This window comes from Streptomyces sp. NPDC059917 (assembly GCF_042730635.1).
Taxonomy (GTDB): Bacteria; Actinomycetota; Actinomycetes; order Streptomycetales; family Streptomycetaceae; genus Streptomyces.
On record NZ_JBHWLC010000006.1, the window covers coordinates 150,949 to 166,925 of the forward strand.

Sequence of the window (15,977 nt, forward strand, 5' to 3'; positions counted from 1 at the left end):
AGCCAAGTGACGCGTGCGTACTGCACGTCGCATCGGTGACAGCCGTGACTGTTGCGGCACCCGGCCCGGGTGACACGGTGATGCAGCCGGCCACCGACCGAGGGAGTACGGGTGAACAAGGGGTACGCCGCCTTCTGCGACGCAGACCGCTGGTTCTACGACGCGCCCCACCGGCGCGCCGAGGAGAGCTACCCGGCCGCGCTCGCCCCCGTACCCGAGGGGTGGCGCTCCCACCGCAGCGGCGACTGGTACGCCCTGCGTCCGATCGGATCCGAACTGCCCGCACAGGGCTGGAAGATCCACGTGTCGGCCACGTTGGACAACGCCGAGTCGGTCCTGGAGCGGGTCCGCTCCTACTGCCTGGCCCGGCACATCGCCTTCAAGTTCGTGCCGAGCCGCTACCTGCTGCACCTGCGCAACGCCAAGTACGCCGACCGCGCGGCCAGCGGCAAGTTCCTCACCGTCTACCCCGCCGACGAGGACCAGTGCCGCCGCATCGCCGAGGACCTCGACGGGCTGCTGGCCGGGGAGTCCGGGCCGTACGTGCTCAGCGACCTGCGCTGGGGCGCGGGCCCCGTCCACCTGCGCTACGGCAGCTTCACCCTGCGGCACTGCTACGACGCGAACGGTGAGCTGGTCCCGGCGATCGAGGACCCGAGCGGACGCCTGGTCCCCGACACCCGCGGACCGGCGTTCCAACCGCCGGAGTGGGTCGAGCTGCCCCCCTTCCTCAAGCCGCACCTCGACGCGCGTTCCTCGGTCACCCTCGCCGACCTCCCGTACACCGTGGAGCGGGCCCTGCACTTCTCCAACGGCGGCGGGGTCTACGCCGCCCGGGACACGCGCACCGGTGAGGCCGTCGTGCTCAAGGAGGCCCGGCCGCACGCGGGCCTCGCCGCCGACGGCGCGGACGCGGTGACCCGGCTGCACCGGGAGCGAGCGGCGCTGGAGCGGCTCGCCGGGCTGGACTGCGTCCCGTCCGTCCTCGACTCCTTCACGATCGGCGACCACCACTTCCTGGTGCTCCAGTACCTGGAGGGCAAGCCGCTCAACACCTACTTCGCCCGCCGACACCCCCTGATCGAGGCCGACCCCGCACCGGCCGAGCTCGCCGCCTACACCACGTGGGCGCTGGCGATCCACGAGCAGGTGAGCGCGGCGGTCGCCGCGGTGCACGCCCGCGGAGTGGTCTTCAACGACCTGCACCTCTTCAACATCATGGTCACCGAGGACGCCGCGGGCCGACCGTCCGTCGCCCTGCTGGACTTCGAGGCCGCCGCGCACGTCGACGAGGGGTTGCGGCAGACCGTCGCCAACCCCGCCTTCGTCGCTCCGGCCGGCCGCCGCGGGTTCGCGGTGGACCGCTACGCCCTCGCCTGTCTTCGCCTCGCCCTGTTCCTGCCGCTGACGAGCCTGCTCGCCCTGGACCGGGCGAAGGCGGCGCACCTGGCGGCCATCGCCGCGGAGCAGTTCCCCGTGCCGCGCCGGTTCCTGGACGAAGCCGTCCAGGAGATCCTGTCCGGACCGGACGGGGACGGCGCCGCGGGGCCCGGCTCGGGCCGGATACCGGCTCCGGCGGGACCGTACCTGCCCGTCGCGCCCGGGAACTGGCCCGCCGCCCGGGACTCGATGGTCGCGGCCCTGCGCGCCTCGGCCACGCCCGGTCGGGAGGACCGCCTCTTCCCCGGGGACATCGCCCAGTTCGCCGCCGAGGGCGGTGGCACGGGCTTCGGCTACGGAGCGGCCGGGGTCCTCTACGCCCTGGCCGAGACCGGCGCCGAGCCGTGGCCCGAGGCCGAGGAGTGGCTGCTGGCCCGGACCGCGGAGCCCGGCTCCGGCACACCGCTCGGCTTCTACGACGGCCTCGCGGGCACCGCCTGGACCCTGGACCGCCTCGGCCACCGGGAGCGGGCGCTGTCCCTCGCCGGGCTGCTGCTGGAGCAGCCGTGGCAGGAGATCGGGCCCGACCTGCACAGCGGGCTCGCGGGCGTGGGCCTGGCCCTGGACGCGCTGGGCACGACGACGGGCGAGGGCGAGCTGCACGCGGCGGCCCTGCGCTGCGCCGAGCTGCTCTGCCGGGACGGCGCCGCGCCACGGCGCGCCGGCCTGCTGCACGGCGGCGCCGGACCGGCCCTGCTCTTCCTGCGCCTGTACGAACGCACCGGCGAGCAGGAGTACTTGCTGCGCGCGGGCGCCGCCCTGCACCACGATCTCGACCGGTGCGTGACGAGCGCCTTCGGCACCCTCCAGGTGGACGAGGGGTGGCGCACGATGCCCTACCTCGGCGCGGGCAGCGTGGGCATCGGCATGGTGCTGGACGACTGGCTGCGGCACGGCTCCGAGCAGCGCTTCGAGCAGGCCCGGCTGGAGATCGTACGGGCCGCCCAGGCCACCTTCTACGCGCAGCCCGGGTTGTTCCGCGGCGCTGCCGGGATGGTGCTGTACCTGGCGCGGACCAGCACCCCGGGGCCGGGCACCCGCGCGGACGACCTCGCGCGCCAGATCGACGCCCTGGCCCGGCACGCGGTGCCCTACCAAGGCCATCTGGCTTTCCCCGGCGAGCAGTTGATGCGGCTGTCCATGGACCTGTCCACGGGTACCGCCGGCGCACTGCTCGCCCTCGGCAGCGCCGCGCCCGGCGGGCGCGCGCAGCTGCCGTTCCTCCCACCGCTGCGGCGCGCCGCGGCGGTCCCAGAGCCGGTCCCGCACCGCGGGGCCGTGACCCATCAGGAAGACCCAGCGAAGAAGAGGATTGCGACATGACGCTTCTCGACCTGCAGTCGATGGAAACCATCACGGAAGAGGCCACCGAGGCCACCTACGGCGGCGGCGGCGGTGGCGGCAGCCGGGCCAGCCTGCTGCTCTGCGGGGACAGCAGCCTGAGCATCACGACCTGTCACTGACCAGGTCCCCTTTTGGGCCCGGGCGGTTCGCCGCCCGGGCCCGCGCCCCGTTTCCGGAGCCCCTGGGGGCCGCGATGCCGCCCGGGGGCGCCGACGCCGCCCGTGGAGGCCGTGGAGCCTTGCCGATGACCTCGCCCGATCCGTCCGACGGGGCGGCGCTCGCCCGCACCGGCGACCGCGCCCTGATGGCGGCGGCCCGCGACAGCGCGGGGCGCACCGCGGCCGTGGGCGCGTGCTCGCTCGGCGCCGCCGCCGCGGCCCTCGCCGAACCGGCCGTCCTCGGCCACACCCTCGACCTGTTGCTGCGCGGCGACCCGGGCGGCCCCGCCTGGACCGCGTGGTGTGCGCTCGTCATCGCCGCCGAAGTACTGCTGGACGCCGCCGTGACGCGGCTGACCGGCCGGGTGAACGGCCGCTCGACCGCCTGGCTGCGCCGCCTCGGCCTGACCCGGCTCCTGGGCACCGCCCCGCACCACGCGGCCCGGCACCCGCCCGGCGACGTCGCCGCGCGGCTGACCGCGCACGCCACCGAGGCCGGAACCGCGCCCGCCGCCGCCGCGGGCGCCGTCGCCTCCTTGCTGCCGCCGCTGGGCGGTCTGATCGCGCTCTTCGTCATCGACGTGTGGACCGCCCTCGCCTTCGTGGCCGGACTGCCCCTGCTGGCTGTGCTGTTGCGGTCCTTCGCGCGTGATTCGGCGGCCAGCGTGAGCCGGTACCAGCAGGTCCAGCTGTCGATCGCGGGGCTGCTGACCGAGGCCCTCGCCGGCGCCCGCACCATCGCCGCGGCCGGCACCCTCTCCCGCGAACGGGAGCGCGTCCTGCGGGAGTTGCCCGCCCTGGGCGTCGAGGGTCGGCGGATGTGGCGGGTGTACGGCGGGACCACCGCCCGCACCTCGGCGCTGATGCCGCTGCTGCTGTACGTGGTGCTCGGGGTGGGCGGGATGCGGCTCGCGGCGGGTGCGCTGGGCGTGGGCGCCCTCCTCGCCGCCGTCCGGTACGCCGGGCTCGCGGCCGGAGTGGGCGCCGTGACCGGGCGGCTGGCGGCCGTGGTGCGCGGCCGGGCCGCGGCGCGGCGCACCGCCGCCCTCCTCGCCCTGCCCGCGATGACGTACGGAACGCGGGAGTTGCCCCCGGACGGGCCGGGCACGCTGGAGCTGCGCGGGGTCCGGGTGGAGCGCGGGGGCCGCGCGGCGCTGGACGGCGTCGATCTCGTCGTGCCCGGCGGTACGACGGTCGCCGTGGTGGGGCGCTCCGGATCGGGCAAGACGCTCCTCGCCGCGGTGGCGGGGCGCCTGACCGACCCGGACGCCGGTCGGGTGCTCCTCGACGGGGTGCCGCTGGAGGAGCTGTCCGCCGGGGCGTTGCGGCGCGACGTCGGGCACGCCTTCGACCGGCCCGCGCTGCCGGGGCGCAGCGTCGCCGGGGCGATCGGCTTCGGCGCCGGTCCGCCGCCCGGGCGGGCGCGGGTGCGGGCCGCGGCGCGGGCGGCCGGGGCCGATCCGTTCGTACGGCGCCTGCCCGACGGGTACGACACGCTGCTCGCGGACGCGCCGATGTCCGGGGGCGAGGTCCAACGCCTGGGGCTGGCGCGGGCGTTCCTGCGCGCGGGGCGCCTGCTCGTGCTCGACGACGCCACCTCCAGCCTGGACACGCTCACCGCGCGCGAGGTCGAACGGTCCCTGGCCGAGCGGGTGCGCCCGGGCACCCGGCTCGTCGTGGCCCACCGCATCTCCGCGGCGGCCCGCGCCGACCGGGTCGTCTGGTTGGAGGACGGCCGGGTCCGGGCCACCGGCCCGCACGCGACCCTGTGGCAGGACCCGGACTACCGCGCGGTCTTCGCCGCGCCGCCGCAGGGAGACCGGCCGACCGGCGAGCCGTCGGCCGGGGCGGCCCCGGTCGCCCCGGCCCCCGTGGTCGCGGACGCGGACGCGGGGGACACGGCGGCCTGGGACACCGCGTCCGACGACACGACGGTGGCCGGGGCGGCGGCGTCGGACCGTACGACGACCCGCCCGGCCCCCGCTTCCGGACCGGTGCTCCCTGGACCCGTACCGAAGACCGCGCCCGGTGCCGAGGCCGCAGCCGGTGCCGGTGCCGGTGCCGGTGCCGGGACCTGGCGGCGGGTCGGCGGGGAGGGGCGGCGGTTCCTGCGGGGCCGGGTCCGGCCGCTGGGCGCGCTGGCGCTGTGGTCGCTGCTGGAATCGGTCCACACCTTCCTCGGCGGGTACGGCGTGGCCCGCGCCCTGGACGACGGGTTCCTGGCCGGACGGGTCGACACGGGCGTCCTGTGGCTGACGGCGGCCGGGGCCGGAGCGCTCCTGGGCGGCGTCGCCCTGCGCGGGGTGTTCCGCGCCCTCGCGGAGCTCGTCGAGCCCCTGCGGGACGGGCTCGTCCGCCGGGCCGTGCGGCACGCGCTGGGCGCCGCGGTCGCGGATCCCGCGCGCGCCGCCGGCACGGGCGCGGTGTCCCGGCTGACCCAGCAGAGCGAGATGGCCCGGGACTCCTTCGCCGGACTGGTCCTGACCGCCCGTTCGTTCCTCTTCACCGCCGTCGGCGCGCTGCTCGGGATGGCCGCGCTGGCGCCCGTACTGCTCGTCGTCGTGGTGCCCCCGCTGCTCCTGGGCCTGGCCGTCTTCCTGGCCACGCTGCGCCCCATGGCGGCCGTGCAGCGCGAGGCCCTGGACACGGACGAGGCCCTCGCCGCGCGGGTGGGCGAGGTGGCGGCCGGGCTGCGCGACATCGTGGCGTGCGGGGGCGGCGGGGCCGCGGCCGCCTCCGTGGAGCCGCTGGTCGCGGCGCAGGAACGGCTGACCGGGCGGCTCGCGCTCTGGGGCGCCGTTCGGACGCTGGCCCTCGGGGTGGCCGGCCGGGCACCGGTCCTCGCCCTGCTCGCGGCCACGCCCTGGCTGCTCGGCGGCGGGCTCACGGCGGGCGCGCTGGCCGGCGCGCTGACGTACCTGACGCAGTCGCTGCTGCCCGCGCTCGACACCCTGATGGCCGCGCTCGGTTCCGCGGGGACCCGGTTGCTGGTGGTGCTGGACCGCTTCTGCGGCCCGGAACCGACCGCCCCCGGGAGCCCGGCCGCCGCGACCTCGCGGACCCCGGCGGCCTCGGCGGCCCCGCAGCGGCCGGTGGCGGCCGTGGAGCTCCGCGGCGTCGGCTTCGCCTACGGGCCCCGCGCGCACCCCGTGCTGGACGGGCTCGACCTGACGGTCCGACCCGGCGAGCACCTCGCGGTCGTGGGGCCCAGCGGGATCGGGAAGTCCACGCTGACCGCCCTGTTGGCGGGGCTGCTGCCGCCCGGCGCGGGCACGGCCCTGGTCGCCGGGGCGCCCGCCCGGCCGGCGGGGTCCGCGCACGGCCCGGACCCGCGGCGCACCCTCCTGCCCCAACAGGCCTACGTGTTCACCGGCACCGTGCGCGAGAACCTGACCCATCTGTGCCCGCGCCCGGCGGACGTGCCCGCGGAGCGGGTGGAGGCCGTCGTGGCCGCGCTGGGCCTGGCGCCGCTCCTGGGGCGGCTCGGCGGCCCGGACGCGGTCCTCGACCCGGCCCGTCTCTCCCAGGGGGAGCGGCAGTTGCTGGCGCTCGCCGCCGCGTACCTCTCCCCCGCGCCGCTGCTCCTGCTGGACGAGGCCACGTGCCACCTCGACGCGGAGACCGAGGAGCGCGCCGAGCGGGCCCTCGCGGCCCGGCCCGGCACCCTGGTGGTGGTGGCCCACCGGATCTCCTCGGCCGCGCGCGCCGACCGCGTGCTGGTCCTGGACGGGACCCGGGCGGTCTGCGGGACGCACGCGGAACTACCGGCACGCTCGGCCCTCTACCGGGACCTCGTGGGGATGTGGAGCGCGGGCGGCGCGGTCTCCTCGACGCGCTGAGCCGCCCGGTCCGACGGCCCGCTACACCCAACCGGCGCTGCGGGAGATGCGTATCGCGTCTATGCGGTTGCGCGCGCCGGTCTTGCGCGTGACGGCGGCCATGTAGTTGCGGACGGTGCCGCTGGCCAGGTGCAGGGCCCGGGCTATCTCGGCGATCGAGTCGCCTTCCGCGGCGCGGGCCAGCACGCTCAACTCGCGCGGGCTGAGCGGCACCGGGTCGGCCTCCAGGAAGGCCGAGGCGAGCGAGGCGTCGATGAAGCGCTCGCCCGCGGCGACCTTGCGCACGGCCCGGACGAGCTGTCCGGGCGAGCCGTCCTTGTCGACGTACCCGCGGGCCTTCGCCTGGAAGGCCCGGCCGAGCGAGCCGGGCGTACCGGCCGTGGCCAGGACGAGCAGCGGGGTCGGCGGCTCCAACAGTTGGTGATCGGTGTGCCCCTCGCCGGCGAGGACGGCCGTGGCACCCGGACAGTCGACGTCGACGACCGTCACGTCTGGTCGTAAGGTCAGCGCCCGGCGGGCCGCCGTCCTCCATCCCACGGACGTGACGTCGAACTGTCCCTCGGATCTCAACAGGGCGGCCAATGCGGATCCGACGAGGCTGACGCTGTGCAATACGAGGACCTTCGTCATGCGGAACTCTCCAGGGACGATGCGAGCGGTTGCGGCAAAGACCAATCAGCACCTTGCGGCTGCCCCGGGACCGGCCTGCCGGAACGTCACCTCTGGGGGCGCGTAGGGGCGCGTGGCCATAAACGGGCGCCTCCCGAGTGCTCCCTCACGCCGCTGTGCTGACCGCTTACCTCGGACCGCCTCTCGGCACCTCCCGGATACGGCCGGATACCGCCCCTCCCGGCGGCGCCGGGAGGGGCCCTTCGATACCGACGGACGTTCGAGTCACGGAGCGGTGGACGGATCCGCGGGGGTCACCGCCGTCAGCCGGACCGTGCTGAGGATGCGCATCACCAACTCGTCGCCGATCGCGCCCGGGACGCCGGTCCTCCCGTAGAAGTCCCAAGCGACGAAGTCTCCCTTGGCGTTCTTGAAGCCGAAGACGATCGACCGGCCGTCGCCCGAACACTTGTTGGTCTTCTTGGCGCCCTCGGAATGCGAGGTGAGGTAGGTGCCCTTGACCCCCGACTTGGTGGTGTATTCCACCGGTTGGTCGGTCTTCACCGCGTTCTTGTCCGGCTGCGTGTAGGCGGCGTAGACCCATAGGGGGGCCATCTTCTCGGCGACCTCACGGGTGTCCTTCGCCCCGGCGGCGCCCTTGGTTCCGGTGGCGGCCAGCTTGTAGTCGTCGATCCGACCGTCGCCGTCCCCGTCGATGCTGCACCACTTCGACTTGTAGAAGGCGGGAGCCGTGTGCCCGATGAGGATCTTCTCCCCGTCCGCGTCGTCGGAGTACCCGCTGAACACGGTGGGCGATACGACCTCCCAGTCGGCCGGGACGTCGAAGGCCGTGCCGTGTTCGGGGTTGACGACCGCCTTCCAGCCCTTGATCGTCGGCGGCACGGCGCTCGACGACGACGCCGAAGCCGAGGACGAGGCCGAAGTCGACGGCCCGGCGGGGGAAGGACCCGACGGCGAGACGTCCTTGCCGTCGATCGCCCGGTCGCCGCCCCGGTCGCTGTCGCCGCGCAGCAGGACCACACCCGTGACGGTGGCCGCGGCCACCACCACGGCGGCCGCCGCGCAGACGGCGATGACGACGGTCCTGGAGCGCTTGGCCGGGCCCGGCGGCCGGTACGGCGGCGGGTAGGGCTGCCCCTGCGTCCGCGGCATGCCGTACGGGCCCCCCACCGGGTAGCCGGAGGGCGGCGCGGTGGGCGGCGCGGTCGGCGGGGGCGTGGCGGCCGGGCCCGGGGGGAGCGGCGCGCCCGGCGGCTGCCGGTACGGGTTGTGGAACTCCTCGGGCGGGTCCTGCTCGCCCCCGGGCGTCTGCTGTCCTGGCCACATGCCGGGTAACGATAGGCGCGCGGGGACGCACCGGCCACAGCGGGTCCGGCGCCGGGGCCCGCCCGCAGGACTACTTGCCGAAGGAGAGGATCGAGTGGTCCACCTTCTCGGGTTCGGGGCCCTGCACCCGGCCGTTCAGCAGGAAGAGGCGGCCGCCCAGCCAGGCCGGGTGCACCCCGTGCGGGTAGAAGACGGATTCGGGGCCGCGCGCGGCCGCCGGGCTCTGGAGGAACACCTGCGGGGCGCCGCCGGTCGGCTCCAGCGTCGCCATCGCGCCCGAACGCCCCCCGCCCGCCGCGATGTACACGATGACCTTGCCGCCCTCGACGGCCAGCGGCCACATGGAGCGCCCCTTGTCCGGGGCGACCGCGTGCCACTTCTCCTGGCCGGTGGCCAGGTCCACGGCGATGACCTCGTTCGTCTCGTCGAGGCCGAGGGTGGGTCCGGCCTTGCCCCCGGCGACGTAGAGCGTGTCGGCGTCGACCACGGCGCCCGGGCAGTCCTGCAGCCCTTCGGCGTACCCGAAGCCGTTGCAGCGGCCGCTCACACCGAACTTCGCTTCGCCCTGCGACCGGACCTTGCCGTCCGCGGTGAACGCCGTGATGTTCCAGCCCTTCTTGTCGGAGTTGTGGGCGGCGACGACCAGCGGGTCCGCGGACAGGACGCGGCCGATCGTCCAGCCCGGCTCGTAGGTGTGGCTCCACTTGGCCTCGCCGGTCGCGGGGTCGACGTCCTCGATCACGGCGGCGGGCTTCGGGTCGAAGCAGTTGCGCAGTCGGATCAGCCGAGCGCCCCCGGCGAACCCCGAAGGGGAACAGCCCGTCTTCGGCGTGCCGAAGAGCTTCCTGCCGTCGGTGACCGAGAACCCGCTCGCGACGGCCGACCGGGCGACCGCGACGGTGTCGCCGCTGATCGCCATCTCGAAGCCGGAGGAGGTGTCGAAGCCGTTCTCCTGCGGCACCGCCACCTTCCAGCCGAGCTTGCCGGTGACCAGGTCGACCTGCTGGAGCTGCGTGCAGTTGGCCTTCGCCTCGTTACTCTCCAGGACGCCGACGACCAGCTTCCCGGCCGCCGTCGGGGCCTGCGGCACCCCGCACAGCGGGGTCTCCAGCGCGATCTTCCACACGTCCTTGCCGTCACCCGCGGCGTATCCGGTGATCTCCTTGTGCATGGCCTTGACCACGACGTCGCCGACCCGCCAGGGGCCGAACTGCTCGGCTCCCGAGCCCGCCAGCTGCGTCTGGTTCTCGCGCAGCCAGACCTTCCCCTCCCCGGGCTGGATGCCGGCGTTGGGGTCGTAGGGCTCCGGGCCGCCGCCGGGACCCTTCCCGTCCCCCTTGTCGACCGTGGGGGTGCCCGTCGGGGCCTTCGAAGTGGCCTCGTCGGCGACGGGCCCCGGGGTGGATCCGTGGCCCCTGCCGGCCACCGCGTACACCGCCCCGCCGATCACCAACAGGCCCGCCACCAGCGCCGCGACCAGCGCGAGGGGCCTGCGGGCCACGGCTTCGCGCACGGAGGGACCGCGGCGCCCCGCGCCGGGCCCGGGCGGCGGCGGGCCGCCGAACCGCCCCGGCCCGGGCTGGGGCGGGGGCTGGGCGTACGGGTTCGCCGGATCGGGCCCGTAAGGGGGTGGGGTGGGACCGCCGGGCTCGTGACTGCTCATGGGAAGAGTGTGACCCGTGCGGATTTCGCGGACCAGAGGCCCCCCGGTACCGCCGCGACCGTACGCCGTGGGCGCAGGTCAGCGCGCCAACGGCCGTTCGTTCAGCGGCTCATGGCGTCGAGGTGCCGGTGCAGGAGCCGGTGGCCCTCGGCGTCGGGGTGCAGACCGTCGACGAGCAGATCGCCCCTCCCGCGCAGCGGCTCCCACAGGTCGATGTGGTCGACGTGGTGTTCCCCGCACCACTCCCGCACCGTCGCGCGCAGCGCCAGCGCCCGCTCCCGGGTGAAGCGCAACCCCTCGTAGTCGCCGGTGCGTTCCTCATCGAGCCAGGTGGGCCCGACGACGACGAGGCGCGCGCCATGCCCGAGGGCGGTGGCGGCCAGCGAGTCGAGGTGCTCCCCGATGCGCTCCAGCGGATCCCCGTGTTCCGGCGCGCGGCCCTGCGGCGCGTCGAGCGGCAGGGCGCTGTCGTTGATCCCGGCGGCGACGACCAGGGTGTCGGGCCTGCGGGCCGCCAGGAGGGCGGGGGTCTGCTCGCCGACGTCGGCCAGGGTGCTGCCCGGAACCGCGAGGTTGAAGACCCGGTGTGCGGCCTCGTCGCCCTCGATGTGCGCGCCCGCCAGGCGGGCCGCCCATCCGCCCCGCGGGTCGCAGCGCCCGTAGGCGATGCTGTCGCCCACGATGACGATGCGCTCCGCCGCGCGCAGCGGCTTCGCGTCCAGGTAGGCCCAGGCGCTCTCCCCGCCGGACAGGAGCACCCGGCGACGGGCGTAGTCGTCGACCTCGTAGGCGTCGGCCGCGGCCAGTTCGGCGTCGGTCAGGCGCATGACGACGCCCTCGACCACGGCCCCGATCGCGCGCGCCAGTGTGAGGTGCACGGCGAGGCCGCTGGCCGCGATGACGGATTCGTCCGTGATCGCCAGCGGCCGGGTCGTGTGCCCCGCCAGCGACGCCGCGGAGGTGGGTACGGCGTGGCCGAAGAGGGCGGTCTGCACCCGCTCGTCCTGCAGCGTGCCGAAGGAGAACAGCGTGTGGGGACGTGGTGCGGTCACTGTGAGCCGGGGGCCTTCCGTGCGGGGATGATCACCTCACCCTAACGGGGACGGCCGGGTCAGCCCTCCCCGAGGTAGCGCTTCGTCGCCGGTCGCCCGCACAGTGTGATGACGATCACCGAGAGCAGGAAGGTGGCGCCGAATCCGCCCAGTTGGCCGAAGGCCGCGTCGTCGTTCCAGTCCGCCGACGCGGCCATGGCGCCCATGGCGATCCCGGACAGGGACGCGGGTACCAGCGCCAACTGGCTGAGCCGGTCGCCCGCGTAGGCCACCCCGGCCAGCACCCCGGCACCGGCCCGCAGGATGCCCGCGCCGAAGGCGAGGACGGGCAGGCCGAAGAGCCCGAAGCCGTTCCCGTCCCGGAGGAGCAGCAGTACGTACACCGCGCCGCACACCGCGGCGAGGCCGAAGGCGATGCCCATGACGCCGGCGCCGGTGGCCGACCCCGGCCGTGTGGATACCTCGTTCATGTCCGGAACTCCCTTGTCGTGTAGGGGTACATGTCGTCCCGCGCGTCGCCGCGCCCGGCGTCCGGTGGTCCGCCGCCGTCCGCGGGTCTCGACCTGACCGCCCGGGGCGGTGCCCGGGTGCTTGCGGGCGTAGTGCTCGATCTGCCGGGCCGGACCCTCCGTCCCGTCGAGCCAGGGGGTCTTGAAGCCGCACTCCGCGCACCAGTAGCGCTCGGCCACGTCGCCTCCTCGCCTTCCGTCGGTGTGGGGCGTCGACACCGATGCTGGCCTCGACGCATCACGCCGGACAGGACAGGCACCCGGCCATCGGTGACCGGCGGCCACGGGTAGGCTCACGGCCGTTCGTACGGGCGGTCTTGGGGGATGCGGGATGACAGAGGACCTCGGCGCGCTGTTGCGCGGGCTGCGGGACGCGGCGAACCTGACGCAGGAGCAGGTGGCCGAACGGTCCGGGGTCAGCGAGCGCACCATCCGCCGACTGGAGAGCGGCCGGTCCACGAACCACCGGGTGGGCACGGTGAACCTGCTCGCGGACGCGCTCGGCCTGGGAGAGGCCGACCGCCTGCGCCTGGCGACCGCCCTCGCGGGTCCGCCCGTCCCGCCCGCCGCCGGAGCGGGAGGCGAAGCGGCGGCCGAACCCGAGCCCGCGCCCGCCCGGTCCGCCGGGCCGGGCGTGCCCGACGCGCTCGCGGACGCCGCGCGGGAGTTGGCGCGGGAGGTCCGGCGCCGCTGGCGCCACGAGGAGGCGCAGCGCGGAGTCCACGATCCCTTCCCCCTGCCCGTCCGCTGGAAGGCGGCGCCGACCGCCCTGGTCGACAGCGCGGCGAACGTCCAACGCCTCGGCCCGGGCGGGACCCCGCGCGCGATGGACCTGGACGGCGACCTGCGCGGCACGGCGGAGCTCTACCGCACGATCCCCTCCGGCCGACTGCTGGTCCTCGGTCGGGCCGGCTCCGGCAAGTCCGTCCTGACGATCAGGCTCGTCCTGGACCTGTTGGACCTGCTGGACCGGCCGGGCACCACCGCCCCGCGGCCGCGCGTACCGGTCGTCTTCAGCATCGGCTCCTGGGACCCGTCGACCACCGCGCTGCGGGACTGGATGATCGGCCGGCTGCTGCGCGACCACCCCCACCTGGCCCGCCGCGGCTACGGAGGGGCGCCCCTGGCCGCGGCGCTGGTCGACGCCGACCTCGTCCTCCCGGTCCTCGACGGCTTCGACGAGATAGCCGAAGGACTGCGCCGGGACGCCCTGGACGCGCTCAACGCGACGGCCGCGCCGCTCGTCCTCACCAGTCGGCGCGACGAGTACGCCGAAGCCGTCCGCGCGGCGAACAAGCCGCTCGTCTGGGCCGCGGGCATCGAGCTCACCGACCTCACCCTCGACGACCTCGCCGACTACCTGCCGCGCACCACCCGCACCACGGGTGCCGTCGCATCCGGGGCCGCGCCCGGTACGAGCCCCGGCACGGGGGCGACGGGCTCGCCCTGGGACGCCGTGCTGAGCGCGCTGCGCACGCGCCGGGATCCCCCGCACGTCCGTCTCGCCGAGGTCCTGACCACCCCGCTCATGGTCATCCTCGCCCGCACCCTGTACAGCGAGAAGCCCGATCGGGACCCCGCCGAGCTGCTGGACGCCACCCGCTTCCCCTCCGTGAAGAGCCTGGACGAGCACCTGCTGGCGGGATTCGTGCCCACGGTCTACCGGCGCCGCGCGCCGGAACGCGACGCGGCCGGCGAGCAGCCCAGTACGGCGTACGCCGACCCCGAGCGCGCGGCGGGCTGGCTCGGCCACCTCGCCCACCACCTGGTCCGGCTCGACCGCGAGCGGCAGGACCTCGCCTGGTGGCAGCTCGGCGACTCCCTCTCGCGCACGACCCGGACCCTGGCCTTCGTCCTGGCCACGGCGCTGAGCATCACCGTGACCGACTGGCTGGTCGGCTTCCTGCTCACCTCGCTCTCCGTCGGCGAACTGCTGCTCCAGGGCGGTCTCATGGGACCGGCCGCGGGCATCGGGTTCGGAGCCGTCTACGCGATGGCGGACCGCTCCGGCGGCGGGGCGGCCTTCGAACCGTCCCGGGTCCGGCTGACCCTGCGCGCCGCGCGGCCCCATCTCGGCCGCAGCCCCCTGCGCACCTTCGCCGCCCGCTTCGCCCACGGCCTGATCGGCGGCACCGTCATGGGCGTCGGGTGCGCCTGCGCCCTCACCGTCCAGCGCGCGCTGATCGCGGGGACGCCGCTCACCGACCCGGACGTCCTGGGCGGCACCCTGATCAACACGCTGGTCCTCGCCATCGTCTTCGGTTCGTCGGCCGGCCTCGCCTTCGGGCTGACGGCCGTCTTCGAAGCACCCGTGGACGTCACCGCGGCGGCGACCCCCATCGGGCTGCTGTCCTCGAACCGCTCGACGACCTGCCGGCAGTTCCTCGTCCTCGCACCGGCCTTCACCCTCGCCATCGCCCTCGGCGGCCATCTGATCGTCGATCTGCTCCGGAACGTGATGGGCCCGCTCAACTGGGGCGTGCAGGACAGCCTGTTCATCGGCACGGTCGGGGGCGTGGGCGGCGCGGCCTCCTACGTGCTCGCCTTCACCGCCTGGGGGCAGTGGCTCGTGCTCGCGCGCGGCTGGCTCCCCCTGACCGGGCGGCTCCCGTGGAACCCGGCCGCGTTCCTGGACGACGCCTACCGCCGAGGCGTCCTGCGCCAGGCCGGTGCCGTGTACCAGTTCCGCCACCTGCGGCTGCAACACCATCTCGGCCGCGCCTACCGGGAGCGGCACCGCCGCTTCGCCCCGGCCACGTTCGTGCCCCCCGCGGCCGACGGCCCGTAACGACCGGACGTCAGCACCGGACGTCACGACCGGCCCGCGGCGACCGGTCACCGATGGCCGGTCGCATGGCCTGTCGTCCGGCCGGTGCGGGGACCAGCATCGCAGGGGCCGGCCGCGGGAGCGGCGGCACGTGAACGACGCGAGGGGAAACCGAACGATGGACGAGCAGGACACCTACGAACAGCCGACCGCCGCGGCCGACGCGCTGGCGGCCGAACGGCGCCTCGGGCCGTGGGCGCGGACCTTCCGGAGCAAGCGGAGCCGCCTGGTCACCAAGCACAACGCGTCGCGGCTCTACCTGTACGCGAGGGGCGCGGTGGTGACGGGGCCCGACGGCTTCCGCTCCGCCTACGACTGGGACACGGTGCGGGTGCTGCGGTACACGAGCACCCGCAACGGCGTGCCCTGGGACGCCCGGTACACCCTGCTGGACCCGCACGGCGCGGCCGTGAACGTCGGCCCGGGCCTGCGCGTGTTCCTCAAGGAGGACAAGCGGTCACTGGGCATCACCTCGGTGGAACAGGGCGCGCTCTTCCTGTGGCCGAACGTGTGGGGCGAGCACATCATGCAAGCCGTCACCCAGGCCCAGCTGCCCCGGGCCCTGGCCACCATCGAGAGCGGCGGGACCGTCGACTTCGGTGCCTACAAGGTCGACCGGCACCGCCTGTCCGGGCGCAAGCACTCGGCTCCCTGGTCGGAGATCACCGACATCACCTCCTACAGCGGCACCCTGATCTTCAACGGATCCCTCAGGCGCACCACCGTGGACAGCGCGGACTTCCAGAACATCGCCAACCCGGACCTGTTCCTCCACCTGTGCCAGCTCTTCAAGGCCTGACCCGTCGGCGAGCCGGTTGTTGCGGTCGATCTCCGCCATGTGCGTCTCGGCCCAGACCCGCAGGGCGCTGAGCGGCCCTTCGAGGGACAGGCCCAGCTCGGTGAGCCGGTAGTGGACGGCCGGGGGCACGGTGGGTTCCACCCGGCGCGCGACCAGGCCGTCGCGGACGAGGCCGCGCAGGGTGACGGACAGCATCTTCTGTGAGATGCCCGGGACGCGGCGCCGCAGTTCCGCGAAACGCAGCTCGTCGGGCCGCTCCGCGGCCAGCACCTTGACCACCATCGACGTCCACTTGGTGCCGATGCGGTCGAGCAGCCGCCGGGTCGGGCAGAGCGGATCCAGCACGTCGCCCCGCTCACCGGGCCTCGATGTGGTCACTCGGGGCTCACC

The 15,977-nt window shown here is 75.2% G+C and carries 10 protein-coding genes and 1 pseudogene; 5 read left to right on the forward strand and 6 right to left on the reverse strand.

Features of this window, described 5'->3' with window-relative positions; all coding sequences use genetic code 11:
• Positions 1-111 precede the first annotated feature (111 nt).
• The 3 genes from lanKC (at position 112) to ACFWAR_RS05910 (ending at position 6,781) form a co-directional block, all read left to right on the forward strand.
• A complete protein-coding gene (gene lanKC, locus ACFWAR_RS05900) occupies positions 112-2,763 on the forward strand; it encodes a class III lanthionine synthetase LanKC (RefSeq protein ID WP_385773485.1) in 2,652 nt (883 codons plus the stop codon).
• Positions 2,760-2,903 carry a SapB/AmfS family lanthipeptide gene (locus tag ACFWAR_RS05905; protein WP_385773487.1) on the forward strand — a complete coding sequence of 48 codons (144 nt, stop codon included), beginning with the start codon at positions 2,760-2,762 and terminating at the stop codon, positions 2,901-2,903. The genes lanKC and ACFWAR_RS05905 overlap by 4 nt, the downstream gene beginning before the upstream one ends.
• 125 nt (positions 2,904-3,028) lie before the next feature.
• Positions 3,029-6,781, forward strand: a complete 3,753-nt coding sequence (locus ACFWAR_RS05910) for an ATP-binding cassette domain-containing protein (protein WP_385773490.1) — start codon at positions 3,029-3,031, stop codon at positions 6,779-6,781.
• A 21-nt stretch (positions 6,782-6,802) separates the two neighbouring features.
• Here ACFWAR_RS05910 and ACFWAR_RS05915 read toward each other — a convergent pair whose 3' ends face one another.
• The 5 genes from ACFWAR_RS05915 to ACFWAR_RS05935 all read right to left on the reverse strand — a co-directional run bounded on the left by ACFWAR_RS05915 (position 6,803) and on the right by ACFWAR_RS05935 (position 12,141).
• Positions 6,803-7,411, reverse strand: a complete 609-nt coding sequence (locus ACFWAR_RS05915) for a DNA-binding response regulator (RefSeq protein WP_385773492.1) — start codon at positions 7,409-7,411, stop codon at positions 6,803-6,805.
• Positions 7,412-7,675: 264 nt separating this feature from the next.
• On the reverse strand, positions 7,676-8,737 hold the full coding sequence (locus ACFWAR_RS05920; protein ID WP_385773494.1) for a hypothetical protein: 1,062 nt from the start codon (positions 8,735-8,737) through the stop codon (positions 7,676-7,678).
• Between the two features lie 70 nt (positions 8,738-8,807).
• Complete coding sequence (locus tag ACFWAR_RS05925) at positions 8,808-10,400, reverse strand: PQQ-binding-like beta-propeller repeat protein (protein WP_385773496.1); 1,593 nt, start codon at positions 10,398-10,400, stop codon at positions 8,808-8,810.
• A 101-nt stretch (positions 10,401-10,501) separates the two neighbouring features.
• Positions 10,502-11,452: a GDSL-type esterase/lipase family protein gene (locus tag ACFWAR_RS05930; RefSeq protein ID WP_385773498.1), complete on the reverse strand. Its 951-nt coding sequence runs from the start codon at positions 11,450-11,452 to the stop codon at positions 10,502-10,504.
• A gap of 59 nt (positions 11,453-11,511) precedes the next feature.
• Entirely contained in the window at positions 11,512-12,141 is a 630-nt protein-coding gene (locus tag ACFWAR_RS05935; RefSeq protein ID WP_385773500.1) for a hypothetical protein, read from the reverse strand.
• 151 nt (positions 12,142-12,292) lie between these two features.
• On the opposite strand from ACFWAR_RS05935, the gene ACFWAR_RS05940 reads away from it, so the two are divergent.
• The gene (locus tag ACFWAR_RS05940) at positions 12,293-14,749 is read left to right on the forward strand and encodes a helix-turn-helix transcriptional regulator (protein ID WP_385773502.1); all 2,457 of its coding nucleotides are present in this window, start codon (positions 12,293-12,295) and stop codon (positions 14,747-14,749) included.
• 565 nt (positions 14,750-15,314) lie between these two features.
• Positions 15,315-15,587, forward strand: a complete 273-nt coding sequence (locus ACFWAR_RS05945) for a DUF6585 family protein (RefSeq protein WP_385773552.1) — start codon at positions 15,315-15,317, stop codon at positions 15,585-15,587.
• Here ACFWAR_RS05945 and ACFWAR_RS05950 read toward each other — a convergent pair.
• A pseudogene (locus tag ACFWAR_RS05950) lies at positions 15,585-15,965 on the reverse strand (winged helix-turn-helix transcriptional regulator); the annotation flags it as partial. The gene ACFWAR_RS05945 and the pseudogene ACFWAR_RS05950 overlap by 3 nt on opposite strands.
• Between the last annotated feature and the right edge of the window lie 12 nt (positions 15,966-15,977).

Coding starts and splice junctions, on each gene's coding strand:
- ACFWAR_RS05925 (WP_385773496.1), bottom strand. CDS start 10,400: ATGAGCAGTCACGAGCCCGGCGGTCCCACCCCACCCCCTTACGGGCCC.
- ACFWAR_RS05945 (WP_385773552.1), top strand. CDS start 15,315: ATGCAAGCCGTCACCCAGGCCCAGCTGCCCCGGGCCCTGGCCACCATC.
- ACFWAR_RS05905 (WP_385773487.1), top strand. CDS start 2,760: ATGACGCTTCTCGACCTGCAGTCGATGGAAACCATCACGGAAGAGGCC.
- ACFWAR_RS05920 (WP_385773494.1), bottom strand. CDS start 8,737: ATGTGGCCAGGACAGCAGACGCCCGGGGGCGAGCAGGACCCGCCCGAG.
- ACFWAR_RS05940 (WP_385773502.1), top strand. CDS start 12,293: ATGACAGAGGACCTCGGCGCGCTGTTGCGCGGGCTGCGGGACGCGGCG.
- ACFWAR_RS05910 (WP_385773490.1), top strand. CDS start 3,029: ATGACCTCGCCCGATCCGTCCGACGGGGCGGCGCTCGCCCGCACCGGC.
- ACFWAR_RS05915 (WP_385773492.1), bottom strand. CDS start 7,411: ATGACGAAGGTCCTCGTATTGCACAGCGTCAGCCTCGTCGGATCCGCA.